At 73.1% G+C, this 17,357-nt stretch carries 16 protein-coding genes; 10 read left to right on the top strand and 6 right to left on the bottom strand.

All coding sequences use genetic code 11. The features are described 5' to 3' along the window. Positions 1-32 precede the first annotated feature (32 nt). Entirely contained in the window at positions 33-1,568 is a 1,536-nt protein-coding gene (locus IEZ00_RS27555; protein ID WP_189226259.1) for an alkaline phosphatase D family protein, read from the bottom strand. Between the two features lie 12 nt (positions 1,569-1,580). Continuing rightward, a complete protein-coding gene (locus IEZ00_RS27550) occupies positions 1,581-2,243 on the bottom strand; it encodes a hypothetical protein (RefSeq protein ID WP_189226258.1) in 663 nt (220 codons plus the stop codon). A gap of 135 nt (positions 2,244-2,378) precedes the next feature. Here IEZ00_RS27550 and IEZ00_RS27545 point away from each other — a divergent pair, with 135 nt between their 5' ends. From IEZ00_RS27545 to IEZ00_RS27525, 5 genes are all read left to right on the top strand, one after another. Continuing rightward, positions 2,379-5,270 (top strand): AfsR/SARP family transcriptional regulator, encoded by a 2,892-nt coding sequence (locus tag IEZ00_RS27545; protein WP_189226257.1) that lies wholly within the window; start codon positions 2,379-2,381, stop codon positions 5,268-5,270. Between the two features lie 85 nt (positions 5,271-5,355). Beyond that, on the top strand, positions 5,356-6,564 hold the full coding sequence (locus tag IEZ00_RS27540) for a DUF8814 domain-containing protein (protein WP_229796146.1): 1,209 nt from the start codon (positions 5,356-5,358) through the stop codon (positions 6,562-6,564). Between the two features lie 25 nt (positions 6,565-6,589). Then, the gene (locus tag IEZ00_RS27535) at positions 6,590-7,480 is read left to right on the top strand and encodes a M23 family metallopeptidase (protein WP_189226256.1); all 891 of its coding nucleotides are present in this window, start codon (positions 6,590-6,592) and stop codon (positions 7,478-7,480) included. Between the two features lie 9 nt (positions 7,481-7,489). Continuing rightward, positions 7,490-8,971: a sialidase family protein gene (locus tag IEZ00_RS27530; RefSeq protein WP_189226255.1), complete on the top strand. Its 1,482-nt coding sequence runs from the start codon at positions 7,490-7,492 to the stop codon at positions 8,969-8,971. Between the two features lie 171 nt (positions 8,972-9,142). Further along, positions 9,143-9,616, top strand: a complete 474-nt coding sequence (locus tag IEZ00_RS27525) for a carboxymuconolactone decarboxylase family protein (RefSeq protein ID WP_189226254.1) — start codon at positions 9,143-9,145, stop codon at positions 9,614-9,616. 70 nt (positions 9,617-9,686) lie between these two features. On the opposite strand, the gene IEZ00_RS27520 is transcribed toward IEZ00_RS27525, so the two are convergent. Further along, positions 9,687-9,902: a hypothetical protein gene (locus tag IEZ00_RS27520; RefSeq protein ID WP_189226253.1), complete on the bottom strand. Its 216-nt coding sequence runs from the start codon at positions 9,900-9,902 to the stop codon at positions 9,687-9,689. Between the two features lie 125 nt (positions 9,903-10,027). Here IEZ00_RS27520 and IEZ00_RS27515 point away from each other — a divergent pair, with 125 nt between their 5' ends. The 4 genes from IEZ00_RS27515 (at position 10,028) to IEZ00_RS27500 (ending at position 14,346) form a co-directional block, all read left to right on the top strand. Continuing rightward, positions 10,028-11,284 carry a sensor histidine kinase gene (locus IEZ00_RS27515; RefSeq protein ID WP_189226252.1) on the top strand — a complete coding sequence of 419 codons (1,257 nt, stop codon included), beginning with the start codon at positions 10,028-10,030 and terminating at the stop codon, positions 11,282-11,284. Then, positions 11,272-11,931, top strand: coding sequence for a response regulator transcription factor (locus tag IEZ00_RS27510; protein ID WP_189226251.1), 660 nt, complete (start codon positions 11,272-11,274; stop codon positions 11,929-11,931). Before IEZ00_RS27515 ends, IEZ00_RS27510 begins: the two co-directional genes overlap by 13 nt. A 142-nt stretch (positions 11,932-12,073) precedes the next feature. Beyond that, positions 12,074-13,261 carry a serine hydrolase domain-containing protein gene (locus IEZ00_RS27505; protein ID WP_189226250.1) on the top strand — a complete coding sequence of 396 codons (1,188 nt, stop codon included), beginning with the start codon at positions 12,074-12,076 and terminating at the stop codon, positions 13,259-13,261. An 83-nt stretch (positions 13,262-13,344) separates the two neighbouring features. After that, a complete protein-coding gene (locus IEZ00_RS27500) occupies positions 13,345-14,346 on the top strand; it encodes a zinc-binding dehydrogenase (RefSeq protein WP_189226249.1) in 1,002 nt (333 codons plus the stop codon). Positions 14,347-14,358: 12 nt separating this feature from the next. Here IEZ00_RS27500 and IEZ00_RS27495 read toward each other — a convergent pair whose 3' ends face one another. Beyond that, positions 14,359-15,348 carry an inorganic phosphate transporter gene (locus IEZ00_RS27495; protein ID WP_189226248.1) on the bottom strand — a complete coding sequence of 330 codons (990 nt, stop codon included), beginning with the start codon at positions 15,346-15,348 and terminating at the stop codon, positions 14,359-14,361. Then, the gene (locus IEZ00_RS27490) at positions 15,348-15,968 is read right to left on the bottom strand and encodes a DUF47 domain-containing protein (protein WP_189226247.1); all 621 of its coding nucleotides are present in this window, start codon (positions 15,966-15,968) and stop codon (positions 15,348-15,350) included. The genes IEZ00_RS27495 and IEZ00_RS27490 overlap by 1 nt, the downstream gene beginning before the upstream one ends. Positions 15,969-16,121: 153 nt before the next feature. Here IEZ00_RS27490 and IEZ00_RS27485 point away from each other — a divergent pair, with 153 nt between their 5' ends. Then, complete coding sequence (locus IEZ00_RS27485; RefSeq protein ID WP_189226246.1) at positions 16,122-16,667, top strand: hemerythrin domain-containing protein; 546 nt, start codon at positions 16,122-16,124, stop codon at positions 16,665-16,667. 75 nt (positions 16,668-16,742) lie between these two features. On the opposite strand, the gene IEZ00_RS27480 is transcribed toward IEZ00_RS27485, so the two are convergent. Beyond that, positions 16,743-16,991 (bottom strand): Rv3202a family protein, encoded by a 249-nt coding sequence (locus tag IEZ00_RS27480; RefSeq protein WP_189226245.1) that lies wholly within the window; start codon positions 16,989-16,991, stop codon positions 16,743-16,745. Positions 16,992-17,357: the final 366 nt, after the last annotated feature.

The following is a 17,357-nucleotide window of genomic DNA, read 5'->3' as shown; positions in this document are numbered from 1 at the left end:
GCCCAGGGCCCCTGGGCGGGGAAGTACGGTGATCAGGCCCGCTTCAGGCCCTTGGCGCCCGCTTCGACGACGTAGCTGGCGTCGGTGCTGAGCAGCGCCTTGGCGGGATCGATCTCCAGGGCGTTGGACACCACCCGGAAGTCGGCGGTCAGCCGATCCGGTGTGGCGGTCACCCGGACGTAGCCCCGCTTGTTCTGCACGTACTTGATGTGCGGGTTGTTGGACCGCCAGGCCGAGCTCGGCGCGGAGGAGTCGTTCTGGCTGGTCACCGACGTGGTCACCAGTTCGGAGCCGATGATCGGGTCGCTGTGATCGTAGTAGTCCAGGCGCAGGTCGGCGGCCCAGTGCCGGTGCACGTCGCCGGTGAGCACGATCGGGTTGGGCACGCGGCGGTCCACCCAGCCCTTGGCGATGCGGTCGCGGGAGGCCTGGTAGCCGTCCCAGGAGTCGGGGCTCTCGCAGGTGGCCTTGTCGCCGTCGCCGTCCCGCTGCGCGAAGAACACCTGCTGGCCGAGGAAGTCCCAGGTGGCCGGGTGGGACTCGAAGCTCTTGAGCAGCCACTGCTCCTGCGCGGTGCCGGTGATGGTGCGCGAGGTGTCGCGGTAGGGCGTGCAGGTGGTGCCGCTGGTCTGCACGCTGCGGTACTGGCGGGTGTCGAGCATGTGGAACCGGGCCAGGTCGCCCCACAGGAAGTTGCGGTACAGCTTGATGGCGGACCCGCTGGGCTTCACCGTGGAGCGGACCGGCATGTTCTCGTAGAACGCCTGGAAGCCCGCGGCCTTGCGGGCCGCGGTCGCCGGGCTGGTCGAGCTGTTCCAGTTGTTCTCCACCTCGTGGTCGTCGAACACCACCAGCCACGGCGCGGCGGCGTGCGAAGCCTGGAGGTTGGGGTCGGTGCGGTGCTGGGCGTACCGGGCGCGGTACCCGGCCAGCGTGGTGGTCTCGTCGGTGTAGAACACCCCGCGCACCTTCTCGGCCGCGTCCCTGCCGGAGGGCTTCTCGTAGATGTAGTCGCCGAGGAACAGCACCAGGTCCGGGTTGTCGGCCGCGATGCCGCGGTGCGCGTGGTACCACCCCTCCTCCCAGTGCTGGCAGGAGGCGAAGCAGTACTTCAGCTGGCTCACCGACGCCCCGGCGGCGGGCGCGGTGAGGGTGCGGCCCACGGGGGAGATGTGCCCGCCGGTGCGGAAGCGGTAGAAGTACTCGCGGCCCGAGGCCAGGCCCACCGGCTCGACGTGCACGCTGTGCCCCAGCGCGCGGGTGGTGGTCGTGGTGCCGCGCTGGACCACCGAGGAGAACGCCTGGTCGGTGGCGATCTCCCACTCCACGTCGTAGGTGGCGTCGGGCATCCCGCCGAAGCCGTCGGCGTTCAGCGGCGCGGGCGCCAACCTCGTCCACAGCACCACGCTGTCGGCCAGCGGGTCGCCCGAGGCCACGCCGAGCTGGAACGGGTCGCGGATCGCGGGCGCGGCGGCGGCGGTGCGGGCGTGCGCCCACGAGGGCAGCGCCGCGGCGCCCGCCGTGGCCAGTCCGCCCAGCAGCACGGCGCGTCGTTTCATCGGAGGCATCGCGGTTCCCTTTCAGGCGACGTAGTCGGTCAGCCCGGCGCTGCAGGACTGGAGTGTGGGGTCGGTGGCCGAGTAGTCCGCGACGCAGACCTTGTAGGAGATCCAGTCGCCCTTGGTCGCGGAGACCGTCCTCTCCGCGACCGTGCCATCGCCGCCGGAGTTCCAGGCGTACAACGGGCCGGTGCCGTTGCTGAGCCAGTAGGCCACCACCGCGGACTTGCCGTCGGCGTCGCGGTCGTACACGGAGAAGCGGGGGCCGTTCGAGCGGAACTGCGCCTCCCCGGCGCACGCGCCGGTCGAGCAGGCCGCGCTGCCGGTGCCCACCCCGCAGTCCGGGGCCACCCGGCCGTCGGAGCCGGTGCGCACGTAGCCGTCGGAGATGTACCCGCCCAGGGCGGGCACGTAGTCCCAGATGGTCGTGGTGCCCAGGGGGCCTGCCACCGACACCCCGTTGAGCTGGCAGTCGATGCCGACGGAGGTCCCGTTGGCCACCGAGCCGATCGCGGTCGCCGAGGTGGTGGGCGCGCGGCGCACGGTCAGGGGATCGCCCGCCGTCACCACCGTGCCGGTCGCCGCCGCCGCCACCGCGGGCGTCGCGCCCGCCGCCAATCCCACCGCCGCGGTGATCAGCACCGCGGCGGCCGCACCCATCCGCCTGATCCGTGAAGACGTCATGGGCGCAGCGTCGCGGCGGTGCGCACACGAGCCGTACAAGCGTTCGGCGCGAGGCCATTGTCGTCGGTCTGGCCTGCCCATACGATCCAGAACGGCCCGTTTCCGAAGGCCAGGTCTCTGGGGGGAGCCAGCTGCGTGTCTGCCGTCGAGTTTCGCCTGCTCGGACCGCTCGAAGTCGTGGTCGGGGGCCGCAGCGTCGCGCTGGGCGGGGCGAAGCCGCGCGCCCTGCTGGCCGCGCTGGTGCTCGAGGCGGGCGTGACCGTGTCCACCGACGTCCTCGCCGACGTGCTCTGGCCCGGCGGGCCGCCCAGGTCGGCCGCCGCGAACATCCGCACCTACGTGCACGCCCTGCGCCGCGGCCTGGCCGAGCACGAGGCCGAGCTGGCCGAGCGCATCGAGGCCCGCTCGGCGGGCTACCTGCTGCACGCCGCCCCCGATGAGGTCGACCGGGTCGTCTTCGAGGCCCGCGTCGCCGCCGCCCAGCGCGCCCTCGACGCTGGCGAGCAGGAGGCCGCCCTGGTCGAGCTGACGCGCGCGGAGGCGCTGTGGCGCGGCCCCGTGCTCGCCGACCTGCCGCACGGGCACGCCTGGAGCGCGCCGCTGGCCCGGCTGGCCGAGCTGCGGCTGTCCGCTCAGGAGTTGCGCACCCGCGTGCAGATCGAGCTGGGCCGCTACGGCGAGGCCGTGGTCGAGCTGCGCGGTCTGCTCAACGACGACCCGCTGCGCGAGGAGCGCTGGGTGCAGCTGATGACCGCGCTGGACGGGGCGGGCCGCCGGGCCGAGGCGCTGGGCGCCTACGCCGAGGCCGAGCGGGTGCTGCGCGAGGAGCTGGACGTGGAGCCGGGCCCCCGGCTGCGCGGGCTGCGCTCGGCGCTGGTCACCGCCGAGGCGGGTGAGCACGAGCCGGTCTGCCAGCTGCCGCTGGACCTGCTCGACTTCACCGGCAGGCAGGCCGTGGTGGACCGGCTGGTCGGTCTGCTGCGCGAGCGCGGCCGGGCCGGGCGGCCCACCGTCGCGATCGTCTCCGGCCCGCCCGGCGTGGGCAAGTCGGCGGTCGTGGTGCGGGTGGCGCACGAGGTGCGGGCGGATTTCCCCGACGGCCAGCTGCACGTGGACCTCGGCGGCACCACCGACCACCCGCGGCGGCCCGGCGACGTGCTGGTGGAGCTGCTGCGCGCGCTGGGCGTGCCGGAGACCGCGCTGCCCCGCGAGGTGGCCGACCGGGCGTCGCTGCTGCGGTCGAAGCTGGCCGCGTCCAGGGTTCTGGTGGTGCTCGACGACGCGGGCGAGGCCGCGCGGGTGCGGCCGCTGCTGCCCGGTGCGGGCGGGTCGGCGGTGCTGCTGACCAGTCGGACCCGGCTGCCGGACCTGGGCGGGACGCACACCGTCGAGCTGGACGTGCTTCCCCTGGACGAGGCCGCGGGCCTGCTGTCGGACGTGGCGGGTGCCGCGCGGGTGGCCGCCGAGCCCGATGGCGCGACCGCGATCCTGGAGTCGTGCGGCTACCTGCCGCTGGCGATCCGGGTCGCGGGGGCCAGGCTGGCGCACCGCCCGCAGTGGACGCTGCGCCGGTTCGCCGAGCGGCTGGCCGACGAGCGGCGGCTGCTCGACGAGCTGCGCGTCGGCGACCTGGCGGTGCGCGCCAGCGTCGCGCTGAGCTACGACCAGCTGTCCGGCACCGCTGCCCGCGCCTTCCGCGGTCTGGGCCTGCTCGGCCGGGGGCAGTTCCCCTCCTGGGTGGTGGCCGCACTGCTGGACCGCTCCGAGGCCGACGACGTGCTCGACGTGCTGGTCGACGCCCACCTGGTCGAGCTGGCCAGCGCGGACAGCCGGGGCGAGCCCCTGTACCGGCTGCACGACCTGCTGCGCGTTTACGCCCGCGAGCAGTCCGAGAACGATCCGCAGCAGGACCGCCGCGCGGCCGTGCGCCGGGTGGCGGAGGGTTTCCTCGCGCTGGCCGTCACCGCCGCGGACGGCCTGCCGACGAACTACTTCGGCCTGGTGCCGTCCTGGGAGACGGCCGGAGCGTGGCGCCCGCCCGCCGTGGAGTCGCTGGTGGCGCAACCGGACGTCTGGTACGACACCACGACCGGCACCGGCGTCTCCGTGGTGGCGCTGGCCGCCGAGTGGGGCCACGACGACCTGGCCTGGCGGCTGGCCGCCGCCTTCGCGCCGTACTTCGACCTGCGCAGCAGGCACGAGGACTGGCTGCGCACGCACCGGGTGGCGCTGGCCGCCGCGCGCCGGGCGGGCGACGAGCGGGGCGAGGCGATCCTGTTGCGCAACCTGGGCCTGGTGCACGTCTACCAGGACGCCTACGCCGAGGCGATGGCCGCGTTCGACGCCTCCCGCGAGCTGTTCGAGCGGGCGGGCGACGAGCACGGCGCGGCCATCGCGCTGACCGGCGCGATCACCGTGCTGCGCATCCGCGGCGAGCACGACGCCGCACTGGACCGCGGCGGCCGGGCGCTGGCGGTGTTCACCAGGCGCGGTGACCGGCAGCGCCAGGCGGCGCTGGAGCTGGCGCTGGGCGCGGTGCGGATGGAGCGCGGCGACCTGCGCGACGCCGAGCGGTGGTTCGCGGGCGCACTGGCGCTGGCCGAGGCGGTGGACGACCGGCACCGCGCCGCGCACGCCCGGCAGCGGCTGGCCGAGCTGGCCCGCCGCCGGGGCGAGCTCGACCAGGCCAGGCAGCGGCTGGACGAGGCGGTGGCGATCTTCGACGACCTCGGCGACCACAAGTGCGTCGTCTACGCCCACCAGGACCTGGCCGAGGTGCACCTGCGCGGTGGCGACCCGGCGCACGCCGAGGTGCTGCTGGGCGGCTGCCTGGCCGCGCACCGCCGCAACCGCGACCGCCGCTCCGAGGCGGTGGTCCGCGAGCTGCTGGGGGAGCTGCACCAGCGGGCGCGGCGGCTGGAGCAGGCGCGCGAGCACTTCGAGGCGGCGCTGGCGCTGTGGCGGGAGCTGTCCGCCTCGCGCGAGGAGCGGGCGTTGGCGGAGCGGCTGCGCACCGCGCTCGCCTGAGGTTTGTACGGATCTTGTAGCCGCGACCCGTTGAGTCCTGCCCTGGCACGGACACCCCGTGCCACTGGGGAAGGGGATTTCTGCGGTGACCAGGCGAACGAAGATCTCCAGTCGGGCGGTGGCGCTCGGCGTCGCCGCCCTGTCGGTGCCCGCCGCGCTGGCCGCGGCCGTGGCGCCCGCGCAGGCCGAGCAGTCCGGACCGAGCTGGTCAGCCGACCTGTCCGCGGTGGACGGGGACGACGTCGGTGTCGCGGTGCGCGACGGCGAGCTGACCCTGGGCAGCGCCGAGCGCGCCGGTCAGGGCTACCTGCTGCTCGGCGAGCGGTCGCTGGACCGACCGGTGGACCGGATCAGCGCCCGCGCCGAGGCCGACGTCCCGGCCGGTGCCGCGGTCGAGGTGGACGTGCGCGGCAAGACCTCCGACCGCGACTGGACGGAGTGGACGCCCGCCGGTGAAGCGCTGCCCGCCTCGGTGACCACCGTGCAGGTGCGCGTGACCCTGTCCGCCACCGGTGCGGCGCCCAGCGTCGAGCGCGTCGACCTCACCGCCGACGCCGCGCCGCGCACGCGGGCCGCCGAGGTCGGTGCCGCTGCCGCGCCGCTGACCTACCGCGTGTTCGCCACGAGGGAAGGGCTGGCAGGGCGCACCACCGCCAACGGCCACGTCATCGGCAACCGGGACCACTTCGTCGCTCTGCCCTCGCGTCGCGGCCTGGCGCCCAAGAACACCGGTGACTACACCGTGCGGTTGTGCCGCACCGACAACAGCCGCTGCGAGTACGCGCCGGTGTGGGACGTCGGCCCGTGGAACACCATGGACGACTACTGGAACCCCTCGGCCACCCGCCAGATGTGGAAGGACCTGCCGCAGGGCAAGCCCGAGGCGCAGGCCGCCTACCAGGACGGCTACAACGGGGGCAAGGACGAGTTCGGCCGCAGGCCCGCCAACCCGGCGGGCATCGACCTGGGTGACGGCACCTTCTGGGACGGCCTGAAGATGTCCGACAACGGCTGGATCAACGTGTCCTACCTGTGGACCGGCACCGGTCCGACCGGCGTGGTCAACACCAGCGGCAGCCCGCTGAACCTGCGCGCCGCGCCCAGCACCACCGCCGCCATCAAGGGCCTGGCCGCCAACAAGGCCAAGGTGATCGTCGAGTGCTACGTCGAGGGCGAGGAGGTCACCGGCCCGTACGGCACCAGCACCATCTGGGACCGCATCGGACCGGACCACTACGTCTCCGACACCTACCTGCTGACCGGCTCGGACGCGCCCGTCGCGCCCAAGTGCTGACTTCCGCCCCCAGAGGAGAACCGACATGAGAATCAGAACCGCGGCACTGGCGCTGGTGACGGCGCTGTCCGGGCTGGTGCTCTCCAACGCGCAGGCGTCCGCCGCCGAGCCGCGCTTCCAGCTGCCGTTTCCCTGCGGCCAGTCGTGGAACGGGGACAACGACAACAGCAACGCGCACCAGAGCTGGGAGATCGACTTCAACCGGGGCAGCAGCGCGGGCGCGGACGAGGGTGACACCGTCGTGGCCGCCGCCGCGGGCACCGTGGTGATCTCCGCCCACCAGGGCGAGGTCAACCGCTACGGCAACCTGATCAAGATCGACCACGGCGGCGGCTGGTACACCTACTACGCCCACCTGCGCGTCCGCACCGTCTCGGTGGGCGCCACCGTGGCGCAGGGCCAGAAGATCGGCGAGGTCGGGCACACCAGCAAGCCGGGCAACAACATCAGCGCCCACCTGCACTACGAGGTGCGCGTGGACGGGTCCTACCCCGGCAACCTCCGCCCGGCCTACTTCAACGGCGTCCGGTTCGGCTACCCCAACCAGACGCTGACCTCCCGCAACACCTGCGACGGCGGCGGCAGCGACAACCCGCACGACGCCGAGGACGTCTGCGGCGATGGCTACAGCGTGATCGACACGGCGCAGCTGCCCGGCTCGGCGGGCACCGTGCACCTGCTCTACGACGCCACCACCGGCAAGAACTGCGTGGCCACCATCAAGGGCACCTCGATCGGCACGGCCAGCGCGACGACGGCCTACCTGGAAGTCCAGGGCCAGGCGCGGATCACCGACCAGGGCAACTTCACCTACTACGCGGGCCCGGTGAGCGCGGTGGCCGCGGGCAAGTGCGTCAAGTGGGGCGGTTCCGTCGGCACCGCCGCCTACGACAGCGAGTTCGAGCACTGCGGCTGAGAGGCTGACATGCGATTGCTGACCGGAGCGGCGGTCGTCCTGGCCGCCGCCTCGGCCGTCTCGGCGCTGTCGCCCACCCCGGCGCGAGCGGCCAACGACGTGCCGAACACGGTGGTCTACAAGGAGAACACCGAGGGCTACGACTGCTTCCGCATCCCGGCGGTGGTCAAGGCGGGCAACGGCGACCTGCTGGCCTTCGCCGAGGGCCGCAACGGCGGCGCGAGCTTCTGCAACGACCTGGGCGACATCGACCTGGTGGTCAAGCGCTCCACCGACGGCGGCCGGACCTGGGGCGCGCTGAAGGTCGTCATCGAGGGGCACGGCGACACCAAGGGCAACCCGACCCCGATCGTCGTCCCCGGCAGCGACCGGATCGTGCTGCTGTCGGTGATGGAGTGCGACCGCAACCCCGACTGCAACCGCATCCCGCGGGTCTCGATCAGCGACGACAACGGGCAGACCTGGTCCGCGCCCAGGGTGCTGACCGAGCAGCTGGGCTTCAGCGGCGCGCCGAGCTGGCTGGCCACCGGCCCTTCCCACGGGCTGGTGCTGACCAGGGGCGCGCACGCGGGCAGGCTGGTGGCCGGGATGAGCTACCACTGGAACGGCAAGAACCACGGCTCGATCATCTACAGCGACGACAAGGGCGTCACCTGGCAGCGCGGGGCCACCGGCACGGGCACGGCGAGCCTGAACCCGCAGGAGATCAGCCTGGTCGAGCTGGCCGACGGCCGCGTCTACGCAGCGGCCCGCAACAACGCCAACAACGACGACAAGTGCCTCAACGGCGGCCGGAACAACCGGGCGTACGCGATCAGCGCCGACGGCGGCGCGACCTTCGACGGCGGGTTCGCCTTCGAGGAGGACCTGGTCACCCCGGTGGTCCAGGGCTCGACGCTGCGGATGAGCGCGACCGACCGGGGCGCGGGCCACAACCGCGTCCTGTTCGCCGCGCCGTCGGTCTGCGACCGCCGCAAGGAGCTGGTCATCCGCTCCTCGTTCGACGAGGGGGGCAACTGGGGCGGCAAGGCAGGCGGCGTCGTGGTCTGGGACCAGGACGCGGCCTACTCCGACATGGTGCAGCTCTCCGGCACCTCGGCGGGCGTGCTGTACGAGGCCGGGCCCGCGATGAACGCCAACGCCACGATCCGCTGGTCGGTGGTGACCGAAGCCGACCTCGGCGCGCCGGTGTGCGGCAGCGGCTACTCGGTGGTCGACTCCGCGCCGCTGGGCCGGGACGGCCGGGTGTACCTGTCCTACAACGCGGCCAACGGCAACAACTGCGTGGCCACCACGAAGACCGCCTCCTTGGGCACGCCGTCGCAAACCTCGGCCTTCCTGGAGGTCCAGGGTTCGGCTCGGCGCGTCGACGCGGGCGAGTTCGGGTACTTCGCGGGACCGGTCTCCGCCGCCGCGCCGGGCAAGTGCGTCAAGTGGGGCGGCGGCGCGGGCGCGTCGTCGTACGAGAGCCAGTTCGAGCACTGCGGCTGATCCGTTGCCGCAGGGGAACGCCCGTCACCTCACCCCCCGAGGTGGCGGGCGTTCCGCGTGCTCGCCGGGGAGCGCGTCACCGGTGCGACGCACGTCACAAGCCGAGCTGTCACATCCGCTCCTCCCGCCCCGTCATCGCTGTGGAAGCACCGACACGGCAAGGAGATCACCATGGACGCGCGTCTGAACCTCTTCGGCAACCCCGTCGCCGCCAAGTTCGTCAAGCACCTCACCCCGGCGGGCAAGGCCATCACCACTTCGACGCTGCCCCCGGCGACCCAGGAGCTGGTGAAGATCCGCGCCAGCCAGATCAACGGCTGCGGCTTCTGCACCGACATGCACACCAAGGAAGCCGCGCACGCGGGGGAGACGCAGCTGCGCTTGAACCTGATCGCCACCTGGCGGGAGGCCACGGTGTTCACCGAGGCCGAGCGCGCCGCGCTGGAGCTGACCGAGCAGGGCACCCGCATCGCCGACGCCGCGGGCGGCGTCACCGACGAGGCGTGGGCCAACGCCGCCAAGCACTACGACGAGGAGCAGCTCGGCGCGCTCGTGTCGCTCATCGCCCTCATCAACGCCTACAACCGGCTCAACGTCATCGTCCGCCAGCCCGCGGGCGACTACCAGGTGGGCCAGTTCGCCTGACCCGCCGGCAAGTACTACCCGACGCCCCCGGCGGGGCCGGTAACCACTGCCCGGCCCCGCCCACGGCCGCTCAACGACGTCGCCGCTTGTAGTGGTCGACGATCAGCGCGGCACCCGAGGACAGCGTGATCAGACCCAACACGGTGTCGACGACCACGTTGATGTCCATGGGGACGGTGACGATGTTGGCCACCCCGCTGACCAGCAGGACCACCCAGAGCACCGGGCGCACCGAGCTGGAGCCGACGGGGGAGGGGTTGGGCGAGTTCGACCGGATGTCCGTCATACCCGGAAACTACGCAGCGGGCACCGGCTCCAGCGATCCCGCCAGCCGGCCGGACCGGGTACAGCAGGCTGTACTCCTCGGACCCCGCCCTGGCGCCGCGACCGGCGAAGTGGTGTCCTTGGCCGGTGTCGACCAGTGGAGCCGAACCCGCCCGGCGGTGGGACGTCGCCGCCCGCGCCCGCACCGCGCTGGACGGGTTGGAACACCTCGTCGGCGGGTTGGGCACGGCGATCCTCTCGGTGGTCGCGCTGTTCCTCGTGCTCGTCACCGCCGTGGCCTGCCTGGTGGGCGTGGGGGTGGTGCTCGCGCCCACCACCCTGCGCGTGCTGCGGGTGGTGGCGGACCGGGAACGCGCCCGGCTGTCCCGGTGGGGACCGGAGATCCTCGGTCCGGACCCGGTGCCCCCGAGGCTGCGCGAGGCACTGCGGGACGCGTCGGTCCGGCGGGAGCTGGGGTGGGTGGCGGTCCACTCGACACTGGGGCTGTTCCTCGGCCTGGCGGCGCTGACGCTCCCCCTCAACGCGGTGCGGGACCTGTCCTACCCGCTGTGGTGGAAGCTCGAAGGCGACGTCGACACCACCGCGGGCCTCGGTCTGTGGGTGGTGCACGACTGGACAGGCGCTTTCGCCACCTCCCTGCTGGGTCTGCTGTGGCTGGTGGTCAGCCTCGCGGTCACGCCGGGCATGGCGCGGCTGCAGGCGTGGCCGGGGCGTCGCCTGCTGCCCCCCGACCGCGGCGCGGACCTGGCGCTGCGGGTGGCCGAGCTGACCGCGACCAGGGCCGCCGCGCTGGACGCGCACACCGCCGAGCTGCGGCGGATCGAGCGGGCGCTGCACGACGGGACGCAGAACCGGCTGGTGGCGGTCACCGTGCTGCTCGGCGCGGCCCGCCGCGCGCTGACCCGCGACACCGCCACGGCCGAGGCCGCCCTCGACCGCGCCCAGGGCGCCGCCGAGCAGGCGCTGGCCGAGCTGCGCGCGGTCGTGCGCGGCATCCTGCCGCCGGTGCTGGCCGACCGCAGCCTCTCCGACGCCCTGTCCGCGCTGGCGGCGGACTGCCCGGTGCCCTGCCGGGTCGACGCCGACCTGCCCGAGCGGTGCGCCGCGTCGGTCGAGGCCACCGCCTACTTCGCGGTCGCCGAGGCGCTGACCAACGTCGCCCGGCACAGCGGCGCCCGACAGGCCACCGTTACGCTTCGCCGCCATGACGACCGACTGCGCATCGAGATCACCGATGACGGCCGCGGCGGGGCGGACGAGGGCACCGGGTCCGGCCTGGCGGGCATCCGCCGCCGCGTCGAGGCGCACGACGGGACCTTCGTCCTCACCAGCCCGCCCGGCGGACCGACGGCGCTGGTGGTGAGCCTGCCGTGCGGATCGTGATCGCCGAGGACGACCCACTGCTGCGCGAGGGCCTCGCGCTGCTGCTGCGCGCCGAGTCCCTCGACGTCGTGGCCACCACCGGCACCCCGGACGAGTTCCTGGCCGCGGTCGACGAGCACCGGCCGGACACCGCCATCGTGGACGTGCGGATGCCGCCGACGCACAGCGACGAGGGGATCACCGCGGCCGTCGAGGCCCGCCGCAGGCACCCCGACCTGGCGGTGCTGGTGCTGTCGGCCTACGTGGAGCAGGCCTTCGCCACCGAGCTGCTCTCCCACGGCGGTGCCCGCCTCGGCTACCTGCTCAAGGAGCGGGTCGGGCGGGTGCAGGAGTTCCTGGACGCGCTGCACCGGGTGGCCGGGGGCGGCACCGCCATCGACCCCGAGGTGGTCGCCCAGCTGCTGGCCCGCACGCGCCCCGACAGCAGGCTGGAGCGCCTCAGCCCGCGGGAGCGCGACGTGCTGGCGCTGATGGCCGAGGGGCTGGGCAACACCGCCATCGCCGACCGGCTGGTGGTCACCGAAGGCGCGGTGCACAAGCACATCCGCAACATCTTCGCCAAGCTCGACCTGGCGCCGACCGACCGCTCGGACCGCCGCGTCACCGCCGTGTTGCGCTACCTGGACGACACCCGTCGGCGGCGTTGATCCGCCTGCTCCGCGGTCCTTTGCGGACAGTGGTGGTACAGCCAGCCGTACCACCGCTGTCCAGGCCACGGGATCGATGGGGCGCCGGTTCTCGGACATGCTGGCCACGTCCGAGGAACACCGGCGCAGCAGGGGAGATCCCATGTCCGCTCGTCCAGTCGAGACCACCTCCGTCGACTCCCGCCCCACCCGTGCGCGGGCAGGGCGCGGCTGGATCGCGGTGCTGACCGCGCTCGCCGTCGCGGGCGGGGTGACCGCCGTCCGGGCGAGCGCCGCCGACACCGAATCCGCCCGGCACCCCGACGCGGTGCAGCGGAGCCTGGACGGCCTGGTCCGCGACCACCAGTTCCCCGCCGCGCTGGCCTCGGTGCGGGAGCGCGACGGCCGGGTCCGCGACTACACCGCGGGAGTCGCCGACCTGAAGACCAAGGCGGAGGTCCCCGTCAACGGCCAGGTCCGCATCGCCAGCAACACCAAGATGTTCACCGCGACCGTCGTGCTGCAACTGGTGGGCGAGGGCAGGATCGACCTGGACGCACCGGTGGAGACCTATCTGCCCGGCGTGGTGCGCGGCAACGGCTTCGACGGCAACCGGATCACCGTCCGCCAGCTGCTGCAGCACACCAGCGGCCTGCCCGACTACGACGAGGCGGTGCTCAAGGACGTCGTCTCCACGCTGCACGTCCACGTGGAACCGAGGGAGCTGGTCGACGTGGCGCTGGCGCAGCCGCGACCCGAACCGGGGTGGAGCTACGCCAACACCAACTACGTGCTGGCGGGACTGGTCGTGCAGAAGGTCACCGGCAGGCCGATCGGCGAGGAGATCACCAACCGGATCATCAACCGCCTCGGACTGCGCGAGACCTACTGGCCCGGTGTCGGCGAGCAGCGCATCCGGGGCGCGCACCCGCACGGCTACCTCACCCCGCAGGGCAGCACCACGCCGGTCGACGTCACCGAGTCCGACCCCTCGGGAGGCTGGGCCGCAGGCCAGCTGGTCGGCACCCCCAGGGACCTCAACCGCTTCATGACCGCGCTGCTGGACGGCACCCTGCTCGCGCCGGAACTGCTGCGGCAGATGCGGACCACGGTCGAGGCCCCCGGCTTCGACACCGTGGGCGAGTCGCGCTACGGGCTGGGCATCGCCACCTTCAAGCTCAGCTGCGGCGGGTTCGCCTGGACCCACGGCGGGCTGGCCCCCGGTTACACCACCGCCAACGGCGTCGGACCGGACGGGAAGGCGGCCACGGTGGTGGTCACCGCGCTGTCCTCGACGCTGCCCGCCTACCAGCGCGTCGAGGCGGCGCTGGACACCGCGCTGTGCGAGTAGCCCGACCTCCTGTTGCGGGTCCGCCGCCCGGTCAGTAGGACGGAACAGTCCGAGGCCGACAGTCCTGCTGTGAGGAGTCGTCCATGTTGGCAGCCCGGTTGAACGTCAGGACCCGCGAGCTGGTGGTGGACCAGGTGCCCACGCCGGAACCGGGACCGGGGCAGGTCCGCATCAGGGTGGCCGCCGCGGGCGTGTGCCTGTCCGACGTGCACCTGATCGACGGCAGCCTCTCGCCGCTGTTCCTGGCCGACGACAGCGTCACCCTCGGTCACGAGGTGGCGGGCACCGTGGACGCGCTCGGCCCGGACGTGACCGCCGTGGCCACGGGGCAGCGGGTGCTGCTGCAGGCGGGCGAGGAGCGCGAGGGCGTGGTCTACACGCGCGGGGTCGACTACGACGGCGGCTGGGCCGAGCACGCGCTCGCCGCGGCGGACACGGTCGTGCCCATCCCGGACGACTTGCCGTTCGAGCAGGCCGCGATCATCCCCGACGCGGTCAGCACACCGTGGGCGGCCATCACCGCCACCGGGCAGGTCCGCCCGGCCGAGCCGGTGGGGGTGTGGGGCGCGGGCGGCCTGGGCGCGCACGCCGTGCAGCTGTTGCGCCTGGTGGGCGCGGCCCCCGTCGTCGCCGTCGACCCGCTGCCCGCCGCGCGGGAGCGCGCCCTGGCCTTCGGCGCCGACCTGGTCCTCGACCCGGCCGACGCGGAACTGCCGCAGCGGGTGCGCGAGGTCACCGGCGGGCAGGGCTTGGCCGCGGCCTTCGACTTCGCGGGTGTGGCCGCGGTGCGCGAGCAGGCGGTGTCCTGCCTGGCGGCGCGCGGGCGGCTGGTGCTGGTCGGGCTGACCAACCAGCCGCTGACCATCACCAACGGCACCGCGTTCAGCTACTTCCAGCAGCAGGTGCGCGGCCACTACGGCTCCGAGCCCCAGCACTTGACCGAGCTGGTGGCGCTGGTCGCCCACCGGCGGATCGACTTCAGCCGCTCCGTCACCGACGTGCTGCCGCTGGCGCGGGCGCAGGAGGCCGTGGACCGGCTGATCCGCAAGGAGGGCGACCCGGTCCGCCTGGTGCTGCGGCCATGAGCGGCCCGGTCCTCACAGCAGCGACACGACGACGTGCGCGGCGGCGGCCGCGGCGGCCGAGCACGGCAGGGTGAGCACCCAGCCCTTCGCGATGTCACCCGCCACCGACCAGCGCACGGCGGAGCGGCGCGTGGTCGCCCCCACGCCCATCACCGCCGAGGTGATCACGTGCGTGGTGGAGATCGGGGCGGCGAACGCGAAGGCGGTCAGGTACAGCACCGACGAGGCCGACAGCTCCGCCGCGAAGCCGTGCGGCGGGGTCAGGTGGAAGATGCGCCTGCCCAGCGTGCGCATGATCCGCAGGCCACCCGAGTAGGTGCCCGCCGCCAACGCCAGCGCGCACGCCACCACCACCCACAGCGGCACCCGGTAGTCCTGCTGGTGCCCGGTCACCACCAGTGCCAGGACGATGACCCCCATGCTCTTCTGGGCGTCCTGCAGGCCGTGCCCCAGTGCCAGGCTCGCCGCGGAGAACACCTGGGCCCGCCGCATCAGGTGGCCCGCCCGGTGCGGGTTGGTGTTGCGGAACGCCCACCGGATCGCCGTCATCACCGCGTAGCCGAGCAGCAGACCGACCACCGGCGAGGCCACCATCGGCACGACGACCTTCTCCAGCACGCCCGCCCAGTGCACGGAGGTCGCCGAGGCCAGCGCGGCCCCGACCAGCCCGCCGACCAGCGCGTGCGATGACGACGACGGCAGACCGAAGTACCAGGTGATCAGGTTCCAGGTGATCGCGCCCACCAGCGCCGCGGTGACCACGTGCAGCGCGTCCTCGCCGACCGGGGTGTCGATGACGCCGGAGGCGATGGTGACCGCGACCCCCGTGCCCAGCAGCGCCCCGATCAGGTTCATCACCGCGGCCAGCGCCAGCGCGCCCCGCAGGCCCAGCGCTCGGGTCGACACCGCGCTGGCGATGGCGTTGGCCGCGTCGTGGAAGCCGTTGGTGAAGTCGAACGCCAGGGCGAGCACGACGACCAGCACCAGCCCGGTGGTCAGCATCAGGATTCCTTGACCGCGATCGAGTGCACCACGTTGGCCACGTGCTCGAACGCGTCGGCGGCCGACTCCAGCTCGTCCACCACGTCCTTCAGCTTCAGCACCTCCAGCGCGTCCCGACTGCCGTTGAACAGCGCCGACAGCAGTCTCCGGTACACCTGGTCGGCGTCGTTCTCCAGCTCGTTCACCCGGACCCAGTAGGTGGTCAGGTTCTGCGGCGACGCCAGCCGGGGCATCGCCTCGGCGGTCAGCTGGGCCGCCTGGCACAGCAGACCGACCAGCGCCTCCACGCCATCGGGCAGCTCCTGCACCCGGTAGAGGGTGGCCAGGTCGACCGCCGCGTCCATGTGGTCCACCACGTCGTCGAGCCGAACGGCCAGGCGGTAGATGTCCTCCCGGTCGAACGGCGTGACGAACGACCGGTCGAGGTGCTCGATGATCGCGTGGGTAGCGTCATCGCCCGCGTGCTCCAGTTCCCGCATCCGGGCGGCCAGCTCCGCGCGCTGCTCGGCGGGTGCCCGCACGAACTCGCGCAGCACCTCGACGCTGTGCCCGATGTTCGACCCGATCGCGGTGAACAGCTCGAAGAACTGCTTGCCCGTCGGCTTGCGGCTGAAGCGCATGAGCTGCGGATACCCCCGGTCAGCGCCGCCGACTCGGAAAGGCCCCATTCGGGCTGGCCCCTTGCACCGATGGCGTGGCACACGATCAGGTGATCGTCGGTTGGTCACCCGCGGCACGGGTACGCCGCGGCCACCCGAGCGTCTGGAGGACCCGTGGCCGCCAACGACTACGACACCGACCTGATCCGCGTGATCACCGCCGACCACCGCGCGGTCGAGCGGCTGTTCCAAGAGCTGGAGAGCGGGCGCGGCACCCCGCAGCACCGCCGCGCGTTGGCCGACCGGGCGATCAGCGAGCTGGCCCGCCACGCGGCGGCCGAGGAGCAGTTCATGTACCCGGCGGCGCGGCAGGCGCTGCCCGACGGCGACGAGGTGGCCGACCACGAACTGCGGGAGCACGCCGAAGCCGAGCAGGTGATGAGGGAGCTGGAGGGCCTGGCACCCACCGACCCCGGCTTCGACCAGCTGCTGAGCGAGCTGATCCGCGACATCCGCCACCACGTCGCGGAGGAGGAGACCTACCTGCTGCCCCGGCTCGCCGAGCACTGCTCGGCGGAGCACCTGCGCGAGCTGGGGCGCAAGGTCGTCGCGGCCAAGGGGACGTCGCGGCCCCGGTCGCACCCGGAGAGGCCGCTGCTCCACTCGGGCACGGTCATCGCAGGCCGGATCGGTGATGTCCTCAGCGGGCGCACCCGTTGAGGACATCACCCGGCGTCCGACCGGACCGGGCCGGGACGCCCACCACGGGGTGGACCGGGGCGGACGATGCCTGTGTCAGAGCGCGTCGTCGCGCTCGTCCAGGTCCATCGGCACGACCTGGTGCTGCTCGGCCACGTCCGCGAGGTTGGCCTCGACCGTGGTGACCTCGTCGCCGAAGGCTTCGAGGTCCGCCGGGGACCGCTCGTCGCCGTCATCGGCGATGTCGTCCACGGGGGTGGCCGGAGCGCGCTGTTCCAGGGCGTCGGCCTCCGGAGCGTCGTCCGGCAGTGGGCTGTGCTCGTCGCCGCGGCGCGATGCGGTCATCGTCATCCCCTTCCTGGCTCGTGCGGTCTGTCGGTTCAGAGCGAACCGCAGCCCCGAGTGCCCTGCCACTCGGGGACCTCAAACGTCCGGCGGTGCCTGCGCGGACGGAGGTACCCCCTCGATTTCACTCTCGCCGCGCGGTCGTGTATGTTTCTCCCTGCCAGCGCGGAACGGGCCGGACAGACCGGAACGGAGTGCGGCACAGGTCACGAACCAAGCTCCCACGGTTGTGGTAGAGTGGGTGACCCAACAACCCCCCAGAACTGAACAAGCGGGCTTCGTGCGCCCTGGACCTGGAAACAGACCGGATTTGACACGCGAAATACCGCTCGGATAGCTTCTGGACACAAGCAAAACTGAATGCGA

Origin of the sequence: Saccharothrix coeruleofusca, assembly GCF_014648515.1 — a bacterium.
Lineage (GTDB): Bacteria > Actinomycetota > Actinomycetes > Mycobacteriales > Pseudonocardiaceae > Actinosynnema > Actinosynnema coeruleofuscum.
The sequence above is the reverse complement of the archived record's forward strand: the minus strand, read 5'-3'. Positions and strand labels throughout refer to the sequence as shown.

Coding starts and splice junctions, on each gene's coding strand:
- IEZ00_RS27555 (WP_189226259.1), bottom strand. CDS start 1,568: ATGCCTCCGATGAAACGACGCGCCGTGCTGCTGGGCGGACTGGCCACG.
- IEZ00_RS27550 (WP_189226258.1), bottom strand. CDS start 2,243: ATGACGTCTTCACGGATCAGGCGGATGGGTGCGGCCGCCGCGGTGCTG.
- IEZ00_RS27535 (WP_189226256.1), top strand. CDS start 6,590: ATGAGAATCAGAACCGCGGCACTGGCGCTGGTGACGGCGCTGTCCGGG.
- IEZ00_RS27530 (WP_189226255.1), top strand. CDS start 7,490: ATGCGATTGCTGACCGGAGCGGCGGTCGTCCTGGCCGCCGCCTCGGCC.
- IEZ00_RS27525 (WP_189226254.1), top strand. CDS start 9,143: ATGGACGCGCGTCTGAACCTCTTCGGCAACCCCGTCGCCGCCAAGTTC.
- IEZ00_RS27520 (WP_189226253.1), bottom strand. CDS start 9,902: ATGACGGACATCCGGTCGAACTCGCCCAACCCCTCCCCCGTCGGCTCC.
- IEZ00_RS27505 (WP_189226250.1), top strand. CDS start 12,074: ATGTCCGCTCGTCCAGTCGAGACCACCTCCGTCGACTCCCGCCCCACC.
- IEZ00_RS27500 (WP_189226249.1), top strand. CDS start 13,345: ATGTTGGCAGCCCGGTTGAACGTCAGGACCCGCGAGCTGGTGGTGGAC.
- IEZ00_RS27495 (WP_189226248.1), bottom strand. CDS start 15,348: ATGCTGACCACCGGGCTGGTGCTGGTCGTCGTGCTCGCCCTGGCGTTC.
- IEZ00_RS27490 (WP_189226247.1), bottom strand. CDS start 15,968: ATGCGCTTCAGCCGCAAGCCGACGGGCAAGCAGTTCTTCGAGCTGTTC.
- IEZ00_RS27480 (WP_189226245.1), bottom strand. CDS start 16,991: ATGACCGCATCGCGCCGCGGCGACGAGCACAGCCCACTGCCGGACGAC.